The organism is Luteimonas yanweni (assembly GCF_039548475.1).
Lineage (GTDB): Bacteria > Pseudomonadota > Gammaproteobacteria > Xanthomonadales > Xanthomonadaceae > Luteimonas.
This window is the reverse complement of record NZ_JBCLVC010000019.1, coordinates 1-19,626: the sequence shown is the minus strand read 5'-3', so window position 1 is coordinate 19,626 and position 19,626 is coordinate 1. Positions and strand designations below refer to the sequence as shown.

Genomic DNA, 19,626 nt, shown 5'->3' with positions numbered 1-19,626 from the left:
TAAGAAATGGCTCGTTATATCGGACCCACCTGTAAGCTCGCCCGTCGCGAAGGCGCCGACCTCTCGCTGAAGTCGCCCGCCCGCGCGCTCGATTCCAAGTGCAAGCTCGAGCAGAAGCCCGGCCAGCACGGCGCTGGCACCGGCGCACGCCGCAGCAAGCTCTCCGACTACGCCCTGCAGCTTCGCGAGAAGCAGAAGGTCAAGCGCATCTACGGCCTGCTGGAGCGCCAGTTCCGCAACTACTACAAGAAGGCCTCGACCACGAAGGGCAACACCGGCGAGAACCTCCTGCAGCTGCTGGAAACCCGCCTGGACAACGTTGTCTACCGCATGGGCTTCGCGATCACCCGCCCGGCCGCGCGCCAACTGGTGTCGCACCGCGGCGTCACGGTGAACGGCAAGTCCGTGAACCTGCCGTCCTACCAGGTCAAGGCAGGCGACGCGATCGCGCTGTCCGAGAAGGCACAGAAGCAGATGCGCGTCCAGGAGGCACTGACGGTGTCTGCGACGATGGACCTGTCGCCGTCCTGGGTCGAGGTCGACTCGAAGAAGTTCAGCGGCGTGTTCAAGGCGGTCCCGGACCGCGGCGACCTGCCCGCGGACATCAACGAAGCGCTGATCGTCGAGCTGTACTCGAAGTAATTCACCCGGCCCGCCGGTCCACCCCGGCAGGCCACAGGAGACACCAAACATGACGGTTACCGCCAACCAGGTCCTGCGCCCGCGTGGCCCCCAGATCGAACGACTCGCCGGCAATCGCGCCAAGGTCGTGATCGAGCCGCTCGAGCGCGGCTATGGCCACACGCTCGGCAACGCCCTGCGCCGCGTGCTGCTGTCGTCGATCCCCGGCTTCGCCATCACCGAGGTCGAGATCGACGGCGTGCTGCACGAATACAGCACCATCGAAGGCCTGCAGGAGGACGTGCTCGAGGTCCTGCTGAACCTCAAGGACGTCGCCATCCGCATGGGCACCGGCGACAGCTCCACGCTGACCCTGGCCAAGTCCGGCCCGGGCGTCGTGACCGCTGCCGACATCAAGACCGACCATAACGTCGAGGTGCTCAACGGCGAGCACGTGATCTGCCATCTGACCAAGGATGCGTCGATCAACATGCGCCTGAAGATCGAGCGCGGCTTCGGCTACCAGCCGGCCGCCGCCCGTCGCCGCCCGGACGAGGAGACCCGTTCGATCGGTCGCCTGATGCTGGACGCGTCGTTCTCGCCCGTCCGCCGCGTGGCGTACGAAGTCGAAGCGGCCCGCGTCGAACAGCGCACCGACCTCGACAAGCTGGTGCTCGACATCGAGACCAATGGCACGATCGACGCCGAGGAAGCCGTGCGGACCGCCGCCGACATCCTCACCGACCAGCTCAGCGTCTTCGGCGATTTCACCCGCCGCGAGGGCAACGACCAGAAGGCCCAGACCCCGGGCGTGGATCCGGTGCTTCTGCGCCCGATCGACGACCTGGAGCTGACGGTGCGTTCGGCCAACTGCCTCAAGGCCGAGAGCATCTACTACATCGGCGACCTGATCCAGAAGACGGAAGTCGAGCTGCTCAAGACCCCGAACCTCGGCAAGAAGTCGCTCACCGAGATCAAGGAAGTGCTGGCCCAGCGTGGCCTCTCGCTCGGCATGAAGCTCGAGAACTGGCCGCCGGCCGGCGTCTCGGCGCACGGCATGCTCGGCTAAGACCAGACAGACAGGAACCAAGACCATGCGCCACCAGAAATCCGGCCGCAAGTTCAGCCGCACCAGCGCACACCGCGATGCCATGTTCACCAACATGGCGGCGTCGCTGCTCAAGCACGAGCTGATCAAGACCACGCTCCCGAAGGCCAAGGAGCTCCGCCGCGTCGCCGAGCCGCTGATCACCATGGGCAAGACCGACGGCGTCGCAAACCGCCGCCTGGCCTTCTCGCGCCTGCGCGACAAGGAAGCCGTGGGCAAGTTGTTCGTCGACCTGGGCCCGCGCTACCGCGAGCGTCCGGGCGGCTACCTGCGCATCATCAAGTGCGGGTTCCGCGACGGCGACAACGCGCCGATGGCCTACGTCGAGCTCGTCGACCGGCCGGAGGCCGCGGCGGAGTAATCACCGCCGTCGTCCGCCATTGCAAAACCCCGGCCCTGCGCCGGGGTTTTTGCTATCTTGGCGTCCGTTTTACGCGAGCCCATCGATGAACCTGAATCCGTTCCGCTGGTCGTTCCGCCAGCAGTGCTTGTCCGGCTTCGCGATCTGCGCGGCGCTGATCGGCTTTGCGATCTACTCCCAGTTCGCATGGGGGCTGGATCCGTGCCCGCTGTGCATCTTCCAGCGTATCGCCTTCGCCGCGCTGGGCGTGGTGTTCCTGCTCGCCGGCCTGCACGCGCCGCGCGCCGCCGCGGGCAGGGCGTTCTATGGCGTTCTCGGCTTCCTGGCCGCCGCGGTCGGGATGGCGATCGCCGGGCGCCATGTCTGGATCCAGTACAACCCCCCGGAGCTGCCCGCCTGCGGCCCGCCGCTGTCCTTCCTTCGCGAAACCATGTCGGCGGCCAACGTGATCCGCAAGGTGCTGACCGGAACCGGCGACTGCGGCACCGTCGACTGGACGTTCCTCGGCCTCTCGATGCCCGCCTGGAGCCTGGTCTGGTTCGTGCTGCTGGCGGCATTCTTCGTGTTCGCGGCATTCCGCTGGCGCGGCCGCCGCTGACGACCATTGCGATCCGGGGCGCGGCGGCGGATGATGGCCGTCGCTGCAGTGCAACAAGAACGTACCCCCGATGCCCGCAAACGAACGAAACCTCCACGCCGTGAACCTCCCGGATGCCTGGAATCCCGGAAGCTGGCGCGGACGAACCGCCCTGCAGATGCCCACGTACCCCGACGCCGCCGAACTCGCGCGCGTGCAGGACGAGGTGCGCGCGCTCCCGCCCCTGGTGACGTCCTGGGAGATCATGGCGCTCAGGCAGCAGCTGGCGGAGGCCCAGGAGGGCCGGCGTTTCCTGCTGCAGGGCGGTGACTGCGCCGAGAACTTCAGCGACTGCAGCTCGGCAGTGATCTCCAACCGCCTCAAGGTGCTGCTGCAGATGAGCCTGGTGCTCGTGCATGGCATGCGTTTGCCGGTGGTGAGGGTCGGGCGCTTTGCCGGCCAGTACGCCAAGCCGCGCTCCGCCGATACCGAAACGCGTGGCGATGTCACGCTGCCGAGCTATCGCGGCGACATGGTCAACGGGCCCGAGTTCACCCCGACCGCCCGCATCCCCGATCCGCGGCGCATGGTCAAGGCGCATGCGCGCTCCGCGATGACCATGAACTTCGTGCGCTCGCTGATCGATGGCGGCTTTGCCGACCTGCACCACCCCGAGTACTGGGACCTGGGCTGGGTGACGCATTCGCCGCTGGCCGAGGACTACCAGCGCATGGTCGGGAACATCGGCGAGGCCGTGCGCTTCATGGAGACCCTGTCCGGTACCGAGGTGCACAACCTCAACCGCGTGGATTTCTTCACCTCGCACGAAGCCCTGCTGTTGCCCTACGAGGAGGCGCTGACGCGCGAGGTGCCGAGGCAGTGGGGCTGGTTCAACCTCAGCACCCATTTCCCCTGGATCGGCATGCGCACGGCCGCCGCCGGCGGTGCCCACGCCGAGTACTTCCGCGGCATCCGCAACCCCGTGGCGGTGAAGATCGGCCCGTCGACCTCGCCGGACGAACTGCTTCGCCTGGTCGACCTGCTCAATCCGGCGGACGAGCCGGGGCGGCTTGGCCTGATCTGCCGCATGGGCGCGGGCAAGGTCGCGGAGCGGCTTCCGCCGCTGCTGGAGGCGCTCAAGCGGGAAGGGCGCCGCGTGCTGTGGATCTGCGACCCGATGCACGGCAACACCGAGTCGACCAGCAACGGCTACAAGACGCGTCGCTTCGACAACATCCGCAGCGAGATCGAGCAGAGCTTCGACCTCCACGCGGCCGCGGGGACCAGGCTGGGTGGCGTGCACCTGGAGCTCACCGGGGAGGACGTCACCGAATGCACCGGCGGCGCGCGCGACCTTGCCGAGTGCGACCTCGAGCGTGCGTACCGGACGATGGTGGATCCGCGCCTGAACTACGAGCAGTCGCTCGAGATCGCGATGCTGATCGTGCGCAAGCACGAGCAGCTGAAGGTGCCAGCCAGGGCCTGAGGGCCGGAGCGTGGCGTCGGGTCGACGGCGCAACAGCAGGTGGCCGTGCCTGCGCTAGAAAAGGCCGGCCTGTCGTGGCGCCTGCGGGAGCGGGGCGCCGGTCAGCGGCCAGTCTCCCAAAACCTCGTACCGCCCGCCACGATTTGACAGCAGTTCGAAGCCGTCGACGTGCAACGTCTCGCCAGGGCAACGAACGCCGTCCAGCCACGGCTGCGCGGGCAGCTGGCGCTCGAGGTAGGCCAGGGTCACATGCGGCTGCGTGGTTGCCTGCAGTGGCGTGATGCCGCAGCGGCCCATTGCGTCGCGCGTGGCGTCGCACAGCGCCTGGAGCTCGGGGCAATCACGGGGAAGGGCCACCACCGCGCCGGCGCCCGCCCAGTACGCGACGCGTGCGACCTGGAACACGTGCGCGGGAATGCGCCGCGCAGCGTCGGCCAGGCCCTCGCAGAGCGCTGGCGTGACCATGTCCATCGCGTCTTGGCCGATGAAGCACAGGGTCGCGTGCCACTGGTCGGGGCGGCGGAGCCGCAGGCGCGGTCCGTCCACGGGCCGCGCTGCCCCGATCCCGGCCACGAGCGTGGCGAGCTGCCCACGGGCGTCGGCGCCAGGCCTCCATGCCGTGAACAGCGTCCCGCTCACGCCGAGCGGCTGGCCCGCTTGCGGTCGGTTTCGCTGAGGTGCTTCTTGCGAAGGCGGATTTCCTTCGGGGTGACCTCGACCAGCTCGTCGTCCTCGATGAAGTCCAGGGCCTGCTCCAGCGTGTACTTGATCGCCGGCGTCAGCTTGATGGCGTCGTCCTTGCCGGAGGCGCGCATGTTGGTCAGCGGCTTGGTCTTGATGGCATTGACGGTGAGGTCGTTGTCCTTCGAGTGGATGCCGATCAGCTGGCCTTCGTAGACGTTGTCGCCCTCTGCCGCGAACAGCTTGCCGCGCTCTTCGAGCGGCCCAAGCGAGTACGCCGGAGTCGCGCCCGCCGCGTTGGCGATCATCACGCCGTTGCTGCGCTTGGCGATTGCGCCCTGTTCCTTCGGGCCGTAATGGTCGAACACGTGGAACAGCAGGCCGGTGCCCTGGGTCAGGGTCTTGAACTCGTTCTGGAAGCCGATCAGGCCGCGCGCCGGGATCATGTAGTCGAGCCGCACGCGCCCCTTGCCATCGGACTCCATGTTCTTCAGCTGGCCCTTGCGGATGCCAAGCTTCTCCATCACGCCGCCCTGGTGGATTTCCTCGATGTCGATCACCAGCTGCTCGACGGGTTCCATCTGCTGGCCGTCGATCTCCTTGATGATGACTTCCGGGCGCGACACGGCGAGCTCGAAGCCCTCGCGGCGCATGGTCTCGATCAGCACCGACAGGTGCAGCTCGCCGCGGCCGGAGACCAGGAACTTGTCCGGGTCCGAACCTTCCTCGACCTTCAGCGCGACGTTGTGAAGGGTCTCGCGCTCAAGGCGCTCGCGGATCTGGCGGCTGGTGATGAACTTGCCGCCGCTGCGGTCCTTGTTGCCGGCGAACGGCGAGTTGTTGACCTGGAAGGTCATGCTGATGGTCGGCTCGTCGACGGTCAGCGCAGGCAGCGCCTCGGGCGTATCGAGCGCGCAGATGGTGTCGGAGATCGACAGGTCCGCGATGCCGGAGAGCGCGAGGATGTCGCCGGCCTTGCCGTTCTCGACCTCGACGCGCTCCAGGCCCAGGAAGCCCAGCACCTGCAGCACCTTGGCCTGGCGCTTCTTCCCGTGGCGGTCGACCACGCTCACCGGCATGTTGGTCCGCACCGTGCCGCGCTGGATGCGGCCGATGCCGATCAGGCCGACGAAGTTGTTGTAGTCCAGCTGGCTGATGCGCATCTGGAACGGGCCGTCCGGATCCACCGACGGCGGCGGCACGTGCTTCATGATCGCTTCGTACAGCGGGGTCATGTCGCCGGCGCGCGCGCTGTCGTCCAGGCTGGCGTAGCCATGCAGGGCCGAGGCGTAGACGATCGGGAAGTCGAGCTGCTCGTTGGTGGCGCCGAGCTTGTCGAACAGGTCGAACACCTGGTCGATCACCCAGTCCGGACGCGCGCCGGGGCGGTCGATCTTGTTGACCACCACGATCGGGTTGAAGCCCATCGCGAACGCCTTCTGGGTCACGAAGCGCGTCTGCGGCATCGGCCCGTCCATGGCGTCGACCAGGATCAGGACCGAATCGACCATCGACAGGACGCGCTCGACCTCGCCGCCGAAGTCGGCGTGCCCGGGGGTGTCGACGATGTTGATCCGGTTGCCATTCCAGTTGATGGCGGTGTTCTTGGAGAGGATCGTGATGCCACGTTCCTTTTCCTGGTCGTTGCTGTCCATCACCCGCTCGGCCATGACCGTGCGTTCGTTGAACGTGCCCGACTGCTTGAGGAGGCAATCGACGAGGGTGGTCTTGCCGTGGTCGACGTGGGCGACGATGGCGATGTTGCGGAGGCGTTCGATGGACATCGGGAAAACCGCACCTCATGCCTTCTTGGGGCAGGGCGCGCTGGGCCTGGTTCGGGTGAGCCGATCATTATACTGCGTCAAGGCCCGTGGCAGAAGTATTGCAAACCGCCCCGGCGGCTCCATTTCGGGTCCGAGGCCGTCGGGATGCTCCCGCGGCCACCCACCCCGACCCCACCCCAGGAATCCAGACATGTCCCTGAACGCCGTTTTCGACACCGACCGTGGCCAGATCAAGGTAGAGCTCTACCCCGAGAAGGCCCCGCTGACCGTGGCCAGCTTCGTCAACCTCGCCAAGCGGGGCTTCTACGACGGCCTGGGTTTCCACCGCGTGATCCCGGACTTCATGATCCAGGGCGGCTGCCCCAAGGGCACCGGCACCGGCGGCCCCGGCTACAAGTTCGAGGACGAGACCGACAATGGCGTGAAGCATGACCGCGGCGTGCTCTCGATGGCCAATGCCGGCCCGGGTACCAACGGCAGCCAGTTCTTCATCACCCATATCAAGACCGACTGGCTGGACGGCAAGCACACCGTGTTCGGCAAGGTCACCGAGGGCCTGGACGTGGTCGATGCCGTCAAGCAGGGCGATGCCATCAAGTCGGTGAAGATCGAGGGCGACGCCGACGCGGTCCTGGCTGCGAAGGCCGACCGCGTGGCCGAGTGGAACAAGGTGATGTCGGCCTGAGCGATGCCGGCCCAAGCCGGGCCGGGCGGGGCGCGATGCTAGAATTGGCGGCTGCCGCGCGTGCAGCGGACAGCCGCGCATCGCGTCCCGGACTCCCCAGAATCCCTCCCAGAATCCCGAGGTTCCCGCAATGCCCAAGCTTGCAAAGCGCATGGGTCGCGCCAAGCCCAGCGCGATCATGGTCGTGGCCGAGACGGCCCAGCGCCTGAAGGCCGAAGGCCGCGACATCATCAGCTTTTCGATCGGCGTCCCCAACTTCCTGCCCGGCGACCATGTCTATGCCGCCGCGCGCAAGGCGCTGGACGCCGATTCCGGCCAGTACGGCAACAACCGCGGCGCCAACGCCCTGCTTGACGCGTTCATCGCGCACATGGATGGCCTTGGACTCACGGGTTACACGCGCGCCAACTGCGCGACCGGCGTCGGCGCCAAGCACATCCTGTACAACCTGGCCGAAGCGCTGCTGGACGAGGGCGACGGCTTCGCCTTCGCCACGCCGTACTGGACCAGCTACATGGACATCGCCGAGATCGTCGGCGCCGACATCCAGCTGCTGCCGTGCCCGCCCGAGCAGGACTACAAGCTCAGCCCGGCCCAGCTCGACGCCGCGCTGGCGAAGAAGCCCCGGGTGTTCCTGTTCAACAACCCGTCCAACCCGACGGGCATGGTCTACACGAAGGACGAGATCGCCGCGCTGGCGGACGTCATCGTGCGCCATCCCGACACCTGGATCATCACCGACGACATCTATAACAAGATGGTGTTCGACGATCTCGGCTACCACAACTTCGTGCAGGCGCGCCCCGAGCTGCGCGACCGCGTGATCTTCGTCGACTCGCTGTCCAAGACCTATGGCATGCCGGGCTGGCGCGTCGGCCTGATGGCCGGCCCCGAGGTCGTGGCGCAGGCGGTGACGGTGATGAACTCGAACCACATCACCAGCCTGCCGGAAGTCGTAGCCGCCGCCGCCACGGCTGCGCTGTCCGGCCCGCAGGACGTGCCGGCCGAGCGTTGCGCCGAGTTCCAGGCCAAGCGCGACCAGGTCGTGGCCGCGCTCAACGCCATCCCCGGAGTAGTCTGCCCGGTGCCGCAGGGCGCGTTCTACGCCTTCCCGGACATCAGCTGCGCGTACGGCAAATCGCACGGCGGCAAGGTCATCGCCAACGACGTGGATCTCTGCAACGCGCTGCTCGAAGCCAAGGGCGTGGCCTGCGTGCCGGGCTCGGCCTTCGGCGAGCCGCGCGGCCTGCGCATCAGCTACACCTGCCCGACGCCGCAGCTGGCGCCCGGCCTCTCGCGCATCCAGGAATTCTTCGCCGAACTGTCCTGAGCCAGCCGACGGTGGCCGGTCCCGATGAGGGGCCCGGCCACCAGTCGACAGCGCCCTCGCGCCTCCCGTTTTCCTCCAGTCCCACGTATCCGGAGCCACCCACATGAAGACCCCCGTCCGAGTTGCCGTCACCGGCGCCGCCGGCCAGATCGGTTATGCCCTCCTCTTCCGCATCGCCTCCGGTGAAATGCTGGGCCGTGACCAGCCCGTCATCCTGCAGATGCTCGAACTCCCCATGGAGAAGGCCCAGGCCGCGCTCAAGGGCGTGATGATGGAGCTCGAGGACTGCGCCTTCCCGCTGCTGGCCGGCATGGTCGGCACGGACGACCCGGAAGTCGCGTTCAAGGACGCCGACATCGCCATGCTGGTCGGTGCCCGCCCGCGTGGTCCCGGCATGGAGCGCAAGGACTTGCTGCTGGAGAACGCCAAGATCTTCACCGCCCAGGGCGCGGCGCTGAACAAGGTCGCGAGCCGCGACGTCAAGGTCCTGGTGGTCGGCAACCCCGCCAACACCAATGCCTACATCGCGATGAAGTCGGCGCCGGACCTGAAGGCCGCCAACTTCACCGCCATGCTGCGCCTGGACCACAACCGCGCGCTGAGCCAGCTTGCCAACAAGGCCGGCGTGGCCGTGGGCGACATCGAGAACCTGGTGGTCTGGGGCAACCACAGCCCGACCATGTATCCCGACTACCGCTTCGCCACGGTCAAGGGCGAGTCGCTGAAGGACCGCATCAACGATGCCGACTGGAACGCGAACGCGTTCATCCCGCAGGTCGGCAAGCGCGGCGCGGCGATCATCGAGGCCCGTGGCCTGTCATCGGCCGCTTCGGCCGCCAACGCCGCTATCGACCACATCCGCGACTGGGTGCTGGGTTCGAACGGCAAGTGGGTGACCATGGGCGTGCCGTCCGACGGCAGCTACGGCATTCCCGAGGGGGTGATCTACGGCGTCCCGGTGACCACCGAAAACGGCGAGTACACCCGCGTCGAGGGCCTGGAAGTCGATGACTTCAGCCGTGCCGCCATGGACAAGACCCTGGCCGAGCTCGAGGAAGAGCGCGCTGGCGTCGCCCACCTCCTGGGCTGACATCGCCGCGGGATCCGTCCCGCATGCCGCATCGAAACGACCGGGCCTGGCCCGGTCGTTTTCGTTTGGCTTTACTCCCGGTCGAGGGGCTTGTGGGCGATGGCTTCGTGGGCGGCCTCTTGCCCGCCGTGGGGTGTGCGTGGGGGGGCGCAGCTCTCCGGGCGGGCTCGCGCTGCCCGCCGCGGACGCAGGGGGGATGCCCAGCCGGATGTCTCCGCGTCCTGCTCCCATCATCCGGCCGCCGGCCATCCATGGCCGGCTCTGGACATCCCCCCTGCATCCACGGCGGGCCCGGACCTTCGGGGCGGTCTGGTGGAGCAAGCGTGCGCTACGTCTGGACCGGTCGAAGTCTCGCCGGATCAGGTGACCACGGCTCGGTCGCGCACGCGCTTTTGATCTTCCTTCCGACGCCGAAGAACGCCACGGCCCGTCCCGTGCCCAGGGGGTGTGCGCACAGCCGGCCATGGATGGCCGGCGGCCGGCAGTGGGAGCAAGAGGCGGAGACTGCCGGGGGAGCACACCCCCTGGGCACGGGACGGGCAGCCCGAACCATCACGGAGTGCGACCCATCGACCCCTCTGAGGCGCTCCAGCGCTCCAAGCGCTCCACCGCTCCCGCACGCGCGTCGGCGCCCCGGACTCCGGAGAAGATCTCCCGCGTCCCGCCCGGACATCGCGGCAAGGCATTCGACCAACGTCGTAGCGCGCGGGGGCTCTTGGCGGACTAGCCTCGATCGGAGCATTGGAGACCGTCATGCGCTACGAAGACATGTACCGGCGTTCGGTCGAGGAGCCGGAGGCCTTCTGGGCCGAGCAGGCCGAAGCCATTTACTGGCACAAGACGCCGGAGAAGATCCTCGACTACTCCAACCCGCCGTTCCGCAGCTGGTTCGTCGGCGGTGAGACCAACCTCTGCCACAACGCGGTCGACCGGCACCTGGAGGATCGCGGCGACCAGCTCGCCCTGGTGGGCTACTCCACCGAGACCGGCAGCGTTCGCGAGCTGAGCTACCGCGAGCTGCATCGCGAAGTGAACGTATTCGCCGCCGTGCTCGGCGCACTGGGCGTGGGCAAGGGCGACCGGGTGGTGGTCTACATGCCGCACACCGTTGACGCGGTCGTGGCGATGCTGGCCTGCGCGCGCATCGGCGCGATCCACTCGGTGGTATTCGGCGGCTTCGCCGCCAAGAACCTGGCGCTGCGGATCGATGATGCCGAGCCGAAGGTGCTGGTCTGCGCCGACGCCGGCAGCCGCGGTGGCAAAGTCATCCCCTTCAAGCCGCTGGTGGACGACGCGCTGGCCCGGGCAGCGCATCCGCCGGCCCACGTGCTTGTGGTCAGCCGTGGGCTGGCCGAGGTGCCGATGCAGGAGGGTCGTGACTTCGACTACGCGACGCTGCGGCGTGACCATGAAGACGTGCAGGTGCCCGTGCAGTGGCTCGAGTCCAACGAACCCAGCTACATCCTCTACACCTCCGGAACCACGGGCACGCCCAAGGGCGTGCAGCGGGACGTCGGCGGCTATGCGGTGGCGCTGGCGCTGTCGATGTGGGCGGTCTACGACATCCGACCCGGCCAGGTGATGTTCTCCACCTCCGACATCGGCTGGGTGGTGGGGCATTCCTACAACGTCTACGGGCCGCTGATCGCGGGCGCGACCTCGATCATCTACGAGGGCATGCCGACCCGGCCGGATCCGGGCATCTGGTGGGAGCTGTGCGAACGCTACGGCGTGCGCACGCTGTTCTCCGCGCCCACCGCGCTTCGGGTGCTGAAGAAGTTCGACACCACGTACATCACCGACCGCGACCTGTCGAAGCTGGAGTACCTGTTCCTGGCCGGCGAGCCGCTGGACGAGCCAACCGCGCGCTGGATCTCCGGCGTGCTCGGCAAGCCGGTGATCGACAACTACTGGCAGACCGAGACCGGCTGGCCGGTGCTGACCATGATGCCGGGGCTGGACATGAAGCCCGTCAAGCTGGGCTCGCCCGGCCTGCCGAACCTGGGCTACCGGCTGCGGGTGATCGACGAGGTCACCGGCGAGGACGCGGCGGCCGGCGAAAAGGGCGTGCTGGTGATCCAGCCGCCGCTGCCGCCGGGATGCCTGAGCACGGTCTGGCGCAATGACGAGCGCTTCATCGCCAGTTACTTCAGCCACTTCCGGGAACCGCTCTACAGCTCGCTGGACTGGGCGATCCGCGACGAGGATGGCTACGCCTTCATCCTTGGCCGCACCGACGACGTCATCAACGTCGCCGGGCATCGCCTGGGCACGCGCGAGATCGAAGAGTCGGTGTCGGGCCATCCGGGCGTGGCCGAGGTCGCGGTGATCGGCGTGCACGACGAGATCAAGGGCCAGGTGCCGGTGGTGTTCGCAACGCTGAAGCAGGCCGCAGACGCGTCGCTGGCCGCGCACGAGATGCAGGGCAGGGTGGTGGAGCAGCTGGGCGCGATCGCGCGCCCGGCGCGGATCTACGTGGTGGCGTCACTCCCCAAGACGCGCTCGGGCAAGCTGCTGCGGCGCTCGATCCAGGCGCTTGCCGAGGATCGTGATCCGGGCGATCTGTCGACCCTCGACGATCCGGCGGCGCTGGGCGAGATCGTCGATGCGATCAAGCGCGGGGCCGACGCCGGCAGCTGAGGTGCCGCAGGGCTGCGCGGCGGCGCGCCCCGCGCGTCCGGGCTTCACCTCCGGGCAGCGGGCTTGGCACCTGCCGGCTCCGTTAGAATGGTGTCGATCCCCTACGCAGAATTTCCCATGTCCGAGCATGTTTCCGCAGGCGCGCGCTTCCGCGCCGCCGTCGCCGACGAATCCCCCCTGCAGGTGATGGGCGCCATCACCGCCTATGCCGGCCTGATGGCCAAGCACACCGGCTACAAGGCGCTGTACCTGTCCGGCGGCGGCGTCGCCGCGAACTCGCTGGGCATGCCGGACCTCGGCATCTCCACGATGGAAGACGTGCTGATCGATGCCCGTCGCATCGTCGAGGCCACCGGGCTGCCGCTGCTGGTGGACATCGACACCGGCTGGGGCGGTGCCTTCAACATCTCGCGCACCATCCGCAGCTTCGAGCGCGCCGGCGTCGCCGCCGTGCACATGGAGGACCAGGTCGGGCAGAAGCGCTGCGGCCACCGTCCCAACAAGGAAGTGGTGCCAAAGGGCGAAATGGTCGACCGCGTCAAGGCCGCCGTCGACGGCCGCATGGGCGATGGTTTCGTGATCATGGCACGCACCGACGCCGCCGCCGTCGAGGGCATCGATGCAGCGATCGAGCGCGCCGTGGCCTACGTCGAAGCCGGCGCCGACATGATTTTCCCCGAGGCGATGAAGTCGCTCGAGGACTACCGCAAATTCAAGGACGCGGTGAAGGTGCCGATCCTGGCCAACCTCACCGAGTTCGGCTCCACGCCCTTCTTCACCACCGACGAGCTGCGCTCGGCCGGCGTCGACATCGCGCTGTACTGCTGCGGCGCCTATCGCGCGATGAACAAGGCGGCGCTGAACTTCTACGAGACCGTGCGCCGCGAAGGCACGCAGAAGAACATCATCGACACCCTGCAGACGCGCGCCGAGCTGTACGACTTCCTCGGCTACCACGCCTACGAGGACAAGCTCGACACGCTGTTCTCCAAGGACTGACGGCAGCGTGCGACGCGCTGCCAGCCTCGCACGCTCTGCCACACCGCCGCGCGCTGCGCGCCACCACACCATGCGTCAACGGAGCACCAGATGAGCGAGACCCCCAGCACCCTGCCCAAGCCGAAGAAGTCGGTGGCCCTGTCCGGCACCGCCGCCGGCAACACCGCGCTGTGCAGCGTCGGCCGCAGCGGCAACGACCTGCACTACCGCGGCTATGACATCACCGGGTTCGCCACGACCGCCGAGTTCGAGGAAGTCGCCTACCTCCTGGTGCACGGCAAGCTGCCGTCCAAGCCTGAGCTCGCGCGCTACAAGGCCAAGCTGAAGTCGCTGCGCGGCATCCCGGCCGCGGTCAAGGCCGCGCTGGAAGAGCTGCCGCCGTCGGCGCACCCCATGGACGTGATGCGCACCGGCGTTTCGGTCATGGGCTGCCTGGCACCGGAAAAGGACGACCACAACCACCCGGGTGCACGCGACATCGCCGACAAGCTGATGGCTTCGCTGGGTTCGATGCTGCTGTACTGGTACCACTACAGCCACAACGGCCGGGTCATCGACGTCGAGACCGACGACGATTCGATCGGCGGCCACTTCCTGCATCTGCTGCACGGCGAGCCGCCGCCGGAAAGCTGGGTGCGCGCGATGCACACCTCGCTGAACCTGTACGCCGAGCACGAGTTCAACGCCTCCACCTTCACCGCGCGCGTCATCGCCGGCACCGGCAGCGACATGCATTCCTGCATTACCGGCGCGATCGGTGCGCTGCGCGGTCCGAAGCACGGCGGCGCCAACGAGGTCGCGTTCGAGGTGCAGAAGCGCTACGACACGCCGGACGAGGCCGAGGCCGACATCCGCGAGCGCGTCGGCCGCAAGGAAGTGGTGATCGGCTTCGGCCATCCGGTCTACACCGTCGGCGATCCACGCAACGGCATCATCAAGGACGTCGCGAAGGAGCTTTCGGAAGAGCAGGGCGACACCCGCATGTATTCGATCGCCGAGCGCCTGGAGTCGGTGATGTGGGACATCAAGAAGATGTTCCCCAACCTGGACTGGTTCAGCGCGGTGAGCTATCACATGATGGGCGTGCCGACGGCGATGTTCACCCCGCTGTTCGTGATCGCGCGCACCAGCGGCTGGAGCGCGCACGTGATCGAGCAGCGCATCGACGGCAAGATCATCCGTCCGAGCGCGAACTACACCGGTCCGGAGAACCGGGACTGGGTGCCGATGGCCGATCGCGGCTGAGGCGAGGCCAGGCTGCGAACGAAGACGGCGCCCGATGGGCGCCGTTCCTGTTGCTGCCCAGTGGGAGCAGCCACGGCGGCGCTTCGCTTCCGGGGCCGGTCTGCGGGGGCGATGGCCGCTCCCACAGGAGGCGCGGTGGTGACTTGCAGCCCCGCTGCGGGGCCTTACTCCAGACCTTCGGCCTTCAGCGCGGCGCGCACGCCCGAGTCGGCTTCCATCCGCGCCTTGAAGGCCGCGATGTTGTCCAGCCCGGAGATGTCCACGCCGGTGCCGTGCGCCCAGCGCACCGTCATATAGAAGTAGGGATCGGCGAAGCTGCGGAAGCCGGCCAGCCAGTCGTTGTCCGACAGACGCTTGTCGGCGGTTTCCATGAGCTCGCGCACCATCGACCTGGCGGCTGCCTTGATCGCATCGTGCTGCGCTTCGTCGCCGATGTAGCGCGCCGGGCCGAAGATCGGCTTGAACGCCGGATGCACATCGGAATTGACAAAGGCCAGCCAGCGTGCCGCTTCCGCGCGCTGGCGCGGCGAACCGTCACCCGCCAGGGCGGCCTGAGGCCAGGTATCGGCGATGTAGCCCATGATCGCGGCGTTCTGGGTAAGCACGAAGTCGCCGTCGACCAGTGCGGGCACCGCGCCGGCGGGATTGATGGCGAGGAAGGACGGTGCCTTCATCGCGTCGCCATCGAGGATTTCGACTTCGTAGGGAGCGCCGGTCCACTCCAGCGCCATGTGGACTGCGGTCGAGCAGGCGCCCGGCTTCGAATACAGCTTCATCTACGGCTCCGCGGTGGGTAGGCCGTCATCATCCGCGCAGCGGGCGGCCCGCTCAAGGCTGGCAGTGGGTGCAGTGGTGCGTGCGATCCGCCCCGGCCTGCGATGAAACCCGCGTCACGACTTCGGTTTCAGGCTCTGCACGCGCAGGAAGGTGTGGTCGCCGATGGTCGCGACCTGGTACGCGTTGCGCCAGCTCGGGCTGGCGATCGCATGGGCCAGGAAGTGGCTCGCGCCGGGCACGACCTCCTTGCGCTCGCCAGCCGGCAGGGCCCAGTTGCTCTGCGATTCAAGCGCGATGGTGACCGCCTGCGACCAGGCTTCGGTGTTGCTCAGGCGCGTATTGGGCGAGACGATGGTCGGCGCGAACTGCTTGCGCGCGGTGACCACGTCGCAGACCGAATCACCCCACAGGCCGCTGTCGGCGCGGCGCAGGGCGACTTCGGCCACTGCATGCTGGCCAAGGACGGACTGGTCGCGGGCCTCGAGGTACAGCGTCGTGCTGAGGCAGAGGGAATCTGCGGCCGGTGGCGGCATGATCGATGCCAACCACAGGATCCAGGCGAGTTTCATGGCGGCTCCTTGCTCCGTTGCGCCGTCCACACGACCGTGGCGCCGGATCCCTGTGAGGGTCCGGGCACCGCGGTGCGGATCGGCCTGGCGTGTTGGGGAGGGCGGCGGCACTCTGTGGCGCTTTGCTGCCCGGGCGCGAAACCCGCGGGAGTGCGGGTCGTGCCGGTTCCGCCGAAGTCGCGACGGAGAAAGTGCGCGCAAGGTACTGCCGGTTTTCCCAATCCCAGCTGAACAGGGGGTCGAGCAGCCGCGAGGTCGACCCCGCGGCCGGCATGTCAGAGCGCAGCCGCCAGCCGGCTTCCCTGGTCGATCGCACGCTTGGCGTCCAGCTCCGCGGCCATGTCCGCGCCGCCAATCACGTGCAGTTCGTGGCCGCGGCCCTCGAGCGCATCGAGCAGGGCGCGTTGCGGCTCCTGCCCGGCGCAGACCACCACGTGGTCCACCCCGATCACCTGCTCCACGCCGTCGATTGCGACGTGCAGCCCGGCGTCGTCGACGCGGCGGTACTCGACCCCGCCCAGCATTCGGACGCCCTTGGACTTCAGCGTGGCCCGGTGGATCCAGCCGGTGGTCTTGCCCAGCCGCGCACCGGGCCGCCCGGCGGTTCGCTGCAGCAGCCAGACTTCGCGCGCCGGCGGTTCCGGGCGCGGCGGCTGCAGCCCACCCGGCGAGCCGGATGCGGGATCGACGCCCCATTCCTCCATCCAGCGTGCCGGATCCAGGCTGGGCGAGGGCCCCTCCTGGACCAGGAACTCGGCAACGTCGAAGCCGATGCCACCTGCGCCGATAATCGCCACTTTTCCTCCGGGCACGACCCGACCCAGCAGCACGTCCGCGTAGCCCACGACTCGGGGATGCCCATGGCCTTCGAACCGCGGCATGCGCGGGACCACGCCCGTGGCCAGGACCACGGCGTCGAAGCCGGCCATGAGCTCCGGCGTCGCGCGCGTACGCAGCCGCAGTTCGACCCCGGCCTCGCGCAACTGGAGCCCGTAGTAGCGCAGGGTTTCCGCGAACTCCTCCTTGCCGGGAATCCGCCGCGCCAGATTGAACTGGCCGCCGATGGCATCGCCGGCCTCGAACAGCGTCACGGCGTGGCCCCGAGCCGCGGCCACCGTGGCGCATGCGAGCCCGGCAGGCCCCGCGCCCACCACGGCGATCCGCCTCGGCGCCCGGGTCGGTGCATAGACCAGCTCGGTTTCATGGCAGGCGCGCGGGTTCACCAGGCAGCTCGCGCGGCGGTTCTGGAATACGTGGTCCAGGCAGGCCTGGTTGCACGCGATGCAGGTGTTGATCGCGTCCGCGCGGCCGGAAGCGGCCTTGGCCAGCCAATCGGGGTCGGCCAGGAGCGGACGTGCCATCGACACCATGTCCGCCTGGCCGGCGGCCAGGATCGACTCGGCCACCGCGGGCATGTTGATCCGGTTGGTGGCGACCAGGGGCACGGAGACCTCCGGCATGAGCCGGGCGGTCACGCCGGCGAAGGCGCCCCGCGGCACCGAGGTGGCGATGGTGGGCACCCGCGCCTCGTGCCAGCCGATGCCTGTGTTGATGATGGTCGCGCCGGCGGCCTCGACCGCGTGCGCCTGGGCCACGATCGCCGGCCAGTCGTTGCCGTCCGCCACCAGGTCGAGCATCGACAGCCTGTAGATGATGATGAAGTCCGGTCCGCAGGCCTCGCGCACGCGGCGCACGATCTCCACCGCGAAGCGCATGCGGTTCGCGACGCTGCCGCCCCAGCGGTCGTCGCGCCGGTTGGTGCGCGCGACCGTGAACTGGTTGAGCAGGTAACCCTCCGATCCCATGACCTCCACGCCGTCGTAGCCCGCGTCGCGTGCCAGCCGGGCGGCGCGGGCGAAGGCATCGATCTGGCGCTCGACGCCGCGCGCCGACAGCGCCCTCGGCCGGAATGGATTGATGGGAGCCTTGACCGCCGATGCGGACACCGACAGCGGGTGGAATGCGTAGCGCCCCGCATGCAGCAGCTGCAGGCAGATGCGGGACCCGTGGCCGTGGACGGCGTTGGTGACCTGCCGGTGGCGTGCCACTTCCGCGTGCCGCGTGAGCTTGCCCGCGAAGGGTTTCAGCCAGCCCGAGAGGCTCGGGGCGAAGCCGCCGGTGACCATCAGCGCCACGCCGCCGGCGGCACGCTCGGAGAAGTAGGCCGCGAGCTTCGGGAAGTCGCGCCGGCGGTCCTCGAGCCCGGTGTGCATCGATCCCATCAGTACCCGGTTGCGCAGGGTCGTGAATCCAAGGTCGAGCGGCGAGAACAGGTGCGGGTAGGGGGACGAGGCTGTCATCACATGCGCCGGCGTACGGGAACGCCACGATGCGGGCATCCGGCATGGGCGGGCAAGGGGTGCGTGGAGGGGCGGCCAGCGTATTTGTTAGACCAGCGTTAACGCCGTCTTCACATCTTCAAACCTACTCTGCACCCCGATGGCGGCCCGGGAGGCGGCCGTCGTACCCCACAATTAGTGATGCGGTTCCGGCGTGGCTGGATTCGTGCACCTTTCCAAGGAGCGACACCATGATGAACAAGAAGTTGCTGTGCGCAGCCCTGCTGGCTGGCCTGGGCGTCGTCCCCGCCGCCTTCGCCCAGGAATTCGACGATCGCTGGTATCTGACCGGTGGTGCCGGCTTCAACCTGCAGGACAACGATCGCGGTACGCGCGACGCGCCGTTCGCGACGCTTGGCGTGGGCAAGTTCATCGCCCCGGAGTGGTCACTGGACGCGGAGCTGAACTACCAGAACCCGAACAATGACGCGAACCAGGACCTGAACTGGAGCCAGTACGGCATCTCGCTCGACCTGCGCCGCCACTTCATGGCCGAGGGTCGCAACTGGGCCCCGTACGTGCTGATGGGCGTGGGCTACCAGCGTTCGGAAGAAGAGTACGACGCGTTCCCGAGCACGATGTCGCCGGGCCAGCGCGAGGACGGCAACTTCGCCGCCAAGGTCGGCGTGGGTGCGCAGGGCGGCGTGGGCCGCGTGAAGATCCGCACCGAGCTGGCCTACCGTGCCGACTTCGACGACACCAGCGTCAGCGCCCCGAGCGAAGACTGGTTCGGCGACGTGCTGGCTTCGGTTGGCGTGGTGATCCCGCTGGGTCCGGAGCCGACCGCCCCGGTGGCCCCGGCGCCGGTGGCCCCGAGCTGCGCGGACATGGACAGCGACGGTGACGGCGTGAACGACTGCGACGACCGCTGCCCGGATTCGCAGCCCGGCCAGACGATCGGTCCGGACGGCTGCCCGGTGCCGGTGTCGATCGACCTGAAGGGCGTGAACTTCGACTTCGACAAGTCGACCCTGCGTCCCGACGCGGTGTCGATCCTCAACGAGGCGATCGAGATCCTGAAGCGCTACCCGGAGCTGAAGGTCGAAGTAGCAGGCCACACCGACTCGAAGGGCACCGACGCGTACAACCAGTCGCTGTCGGAGCGCCGCGCGACCGCGGTGTACGACTACCTGGCCTCGAACGGCATCGACTCGTCGCGGATGGTGGGTCCGACCGGTTACGGCGAGAGCCGCCCGATCGCGCCGAACACCAATGACGACGGTTCGGACAACCCGGACGGCCGCGCGCGCAACCGCCGCACGGAGCTGAACGTCCAGAACTGAGGACGTCGCTACAGGTGACACCACGAAGCCCGGCCCAGTGCCGGGCTTCGT

17 protein-coding genes are annotated in these 19,626 nt (G+C 68.1%); 12 read left to right on the top strand and 5 right to left on the bottom strand.

The genetic code is table 11. The annotated features are described in order from the left end of the window. The first annotated feature begins 6 nt into the window (after positions 1-6). The 5 genes from rpsD to WCE39_RS14060 all read left to right on the top strand — a co-directional run bounded on the left by rpsD (position 7) and on the right by WCE39_RS14060 (position 4,153). Positions 7-642: a 30S ribosomal protein S4 gene (gene rpsD / locus WCE39_RS14080; RefSeq protein WP_343277312.1), complete on the top strand. Its 636-nt coding sequence runs from the start codon at positions 7-9 to the stop codon at positions 640-642. Positions 643-691: 49 nt separating this feature from the next. After that, positions 692-1,690, top strand: coding sequence for a DNA-directed RNA polymerase subunit alpha (locus WCE39_RS14075; protein ID WP_343277311.1), 999 nt, complete (start codon positions 692-694; stop codon positions 1,688-1,690). Between the two features lie 25 nt (positions 1,691-1,715). Next, positions 1,716-2,090, top strand: a complete 375-nt coding sequence (gene rplQ / locus WCE39_RS14070; protein ID WP_343277310.1) for a 50S ribosomal protein L17 — start codon at positions 1,716-1,718, stop codon at positions 2,088-2,090. Between the two features lie 91 nt (positions 2,091-2,181). Further along, a complete protein-coding gene (locus WCE39_RS14065; protein ID WP_343277342.1) occupies positions 2,182-2,688 on the top strand; it encodes a disulfide bond formation protein B in 507 nt (168 codons plus the stop codon). 70 nt (positions 2,689-2,758) lie between these two features. After that, positions 2,759-4,153 (top strand): class II 3-deoxy-7-phosphoheptulonate synthase, encoded by a 1,395-nt coding sequence (locus WCE39_RS14060; protein WP_343277309.1) that lies wholly within the window; start codon positions 2,759-2,761, stop codon positions 4,151-4,153. A gap of 54 nt (positions 4,154-4,207) precedes the next feature. Here WCE39_RS14060 and WCE39_RS14055 read toward each other — a convergent pair whose 3' ends face one another. Continuing rightward, positions 4,208-4,792 (bottom strand): 2'-5' RNA ligase family protein, encoded by a 585-nt coding sequence (locus tag WCE39_RS14055; RefSeq protein WP_343277308.1) that lies wholly within the window; start codon positions 4,790-4,792, stop codon positions 4,208-4,210. Continuing rightward, positions 4,789-6,618 (bottom strand): translational GTPase TypA, encoded by a 1,830-nt coding sequence (gene typA, locus WCE39_RS14050; RefSeq protein ID WP_343277307.1) that lies wholly within the window; start codon positions 6,616-6,618, stop codon positions 4,789-4,791. The genes WCE39_RS14055 and typA overlap by 4 nt, the downstream gene beginning before the upstream one ends. Before the next feature lie 190 nt (positions 6,619-6,808). Between typA and WCE39_RS14045 the strand changes: the two genes are divergently transcribed. The 6 genes from WCE39_RS14045 (at position 6,809) to prpC (ending at position 14,607) form a co-directional block, all read left to right on the top strand. Continuing rightward, complete coding sequence (locus tag WCE39_RS14045; protein WP_343277306.1) at positions 6,809-7,303, top strand: peptidylprolyl isomerase; 495 nt, start codon at positions 6,809-6,811, stop codon at positions 7,301-7,303. A 130-nt stretch (positions 7,304-7,433) separates the two neighbouring features. Then, positions 7,434-8,633 (top strand): aminotransferase class I/II-fold pyridoxal phosphate-dependent enzyme, encoded by a 1,200-nt coding sequence (locus tag WCE39_RS14040; RefSeq protein WP_343277305.1) that lies wholly within the window; start codon positions 7,434-7,436, stop codon positions 8,631-8,633. Positions 8,634-8,736: 103 nt separating this feature from the next. After that, positions 8,737-9,723, top strand: coding sequence for a malate dehydrogenase (locus WCE39_RS14035; RefSeq protein ID WP_343277304.1), 987 nt, complete (start codon positions 8,737-8,739; stop codon positions 9,721-9,723). A gap of 753 nt (positions 9,724-10,476) precedes the next feature. Then, positions 10,477-12,363, top strand: a complete 1,887-nt coding sequence (prpE, locus tag WCE39_RS14030; protein ID WP_343277303.1) for a propionate--CoA ligase — start codon at positions 10,477-10,479, stop codon at positions 12,361-12,363. Positions 12,364-12,480: 117 nt separating this feature from the next. Continuing rightward, on the top strand, positions 12,481-13,362 hold the full coding sequence (prpB, locus tag WCE39_RS14025) for a methylisocitrate lyase (protein ID WP_343277302.1): 882 nt from the start codon (positions 12,481-12,483) through the stop codon (positions 13,360-13,362). 90 nt (positions 13,363-13,452) lie between these two features. Beyond that, positions 13,453-14,607 carry a bifunctional 2-methylcitrate synthase/citrate synthase gene (prpC, locus tag WCE39_RS14020; protein WP_343277301.1) on the top strand — a complete coding sequence of 385 codons (1,155 nt, stop codon included), beginning with the start codon at positions 13,453-13,455 and terminating at the stop codon, positions 14,605-14,607. Between the two features lie 164 nt (positions 14,608-14,771). Here prpC and WCE39_RS14015 read toward each other — a convergent pair whose 3' ends face one another. The 3 genes from WCE39_RS14015 to WCE39_RS14005 form a co-directional block, all read right to left on the bottom strand. Further along, positions 14,772-15,383, bottom strand: a complete 612-nt coding sequence (locus WCE39_RS14015; RefSeq protein ID WP_343277300.1) for a glutathione S-transferase family protein — start codon at positions 15,381-15,383, stop codon at positions 14,772-14,774. A gap of 114 nt (positions 15,384-15,497) precedes the next feature. After that, a complete protein-coding gene (locus WCE39_RS14010) occupies positions 15,498-15,953 on the bottom strand; it encodes a cell wall hydrolase (RefSeq protein ID WP_343277299.1) in 456 nt (151 codons plus the stop codon). A gap of 275 nt (positions 15,954-16,228) precedes the next feature. Continuing rightward, positions 16,229-18,253, bottom strand: coding sequence for an NADPH-dependent 2,4-dienoyl-CoA reductase (locus tag WCE39_RS14005; RefSeq protein WP_343277298.1), 2,025 nt, complete (start codon positions 18,251-18,253; stop codon positions 16,229-16,231). A 233-nt stretch (positions 18,254-18,486) separates the two neighbouring features. On the opposite strand from WCE39_RS14005, the gene WCE39_RS14000 reads away from it, so the two are divergent. Continuing rightward, positions 18,487-19,575: an OmpA family protein gene (locus tag WCE39_RS14000; protein WP_343277297.1), complete on the top strand. Its 1,089-nt coding sequence runs from the start codon at positions 18,487-18,489 to the stop codon at positions 19,573-19,575. Positions 19,576-19,626 lie beyond the last annotated feature (51 nt).

What these genes read in the sequence shown, in the direction of transcription:
- rpsD (WP_343277312.1), top strand. Translation starts at nt 7, where the DNA reads ATGGCTCGTTATATCGGACCCACCTGTAAGCTCGCCCGTCGCGAAGGC.
- WCE39_RS14075 (WP_343277311.1), top strand. Translation starts at nt 692, where the DNA reads ATGACGGTTACCGCCAACCAGGTCCTGCGCCCGCGTGGCCCCCAGATC.
- rplQ (WP_343277310.1), top strand. Translation starts at nt 1,716, where the DNA reads ATGCGCCACCAGAAATCCGGCCGCAAGTTCAGCCGCACCAGCGCACAC.
- WCE39_RS14060 (WP_343277309.1), top strand. Translation starts at nt 2,759, where the DNA reads ATGCCCGCAAACGAACGAAACCTCCACGCCGTGAACCTCCCGGATGCC.
- typA (WP_343277307.1), bottom strand. Translation starts at nt 6,618, where the DNA reads ATGTCCATCGAACGCCTCCGCAACATCGCCATCGTCGCCCACGTCGAC.
- WCE39_RS14045 (WP_343277306.1), top strand. Translation starts at nt 6,809, where the DNA reads ATGTCCCTGAACGCCGTTTTCGACACCGACCGTGGCCAGATCAAGGTA.
- WCE39_RS14040 (WP_343277305.1), top strand. Translation starts at nt 7,434, where the DNA reads ATGCCCAAGCTTGCAAAGCGCATGGGTCGCGCCAAGCCCAGCGCGATC.
- WCE39_RS14035 (WP_343277304.1), top strand. Translation starts at nt 8,737, where the DNA reads ATGAAGACCCCCGTCCGAGTTGCCGTCACCGGCGCCGCCGGCCAGATC.
- prpE (WP_343277303.1), top strand. Translation starts at nt 10,477, where the DNA reads ATGCGCTACGAAGACATGTACCGGCGTTCGGTCGAGGAGCCGGAGGCC.
- prpB (WP_343277302.1), top strand. Translation starts at nt 12,481, where the DNA reads ATGTCCGAGCATGTTTCCGCAGGCGCGCGCTTCCGCGCCGCCGTCGCC.
- prpC (WP_343277301.1), top strand. Translation starts at nt 13,453, where the DNA reads ATGAGCGAGACCCCCAGCACCCTGCCCAAGCCGAAGAAGTCGGTGGCC.
- WCE39_RS14015 (WP_343277300.1), bottom strand. Translation starts at nt 15,383, where the DNA reads ATGAAGCTGTATTCGAAGCCGGGCGCCTGCTCGACCGCAGTCCACATG.
- WCE39_RS14010 (WP_343277299.1), bottom strand. Translation starts at nt 15,953, where the DNA reads ATGAAACTCGCCTGGATCCTGTGGTTGGCATCGATCATGCCGCCACCG.
- WCE39_RS14005 (WP_343277298.1), bottom strand. Translation starts at nt 18,253, where the DNA reads ATGACAGCCTCGTCCCCCTACCCGCACCTGTTCTCGCCGCTCGACCTT.
- WCE39_RS14000 (WP_343277297.1), top strand. Translation starts at nt 18,487, where the DNA reads ATGAACAAGAAGTTGCTGTGCGCAGCCCTGCTGGCTGGCCTGGGCGTC.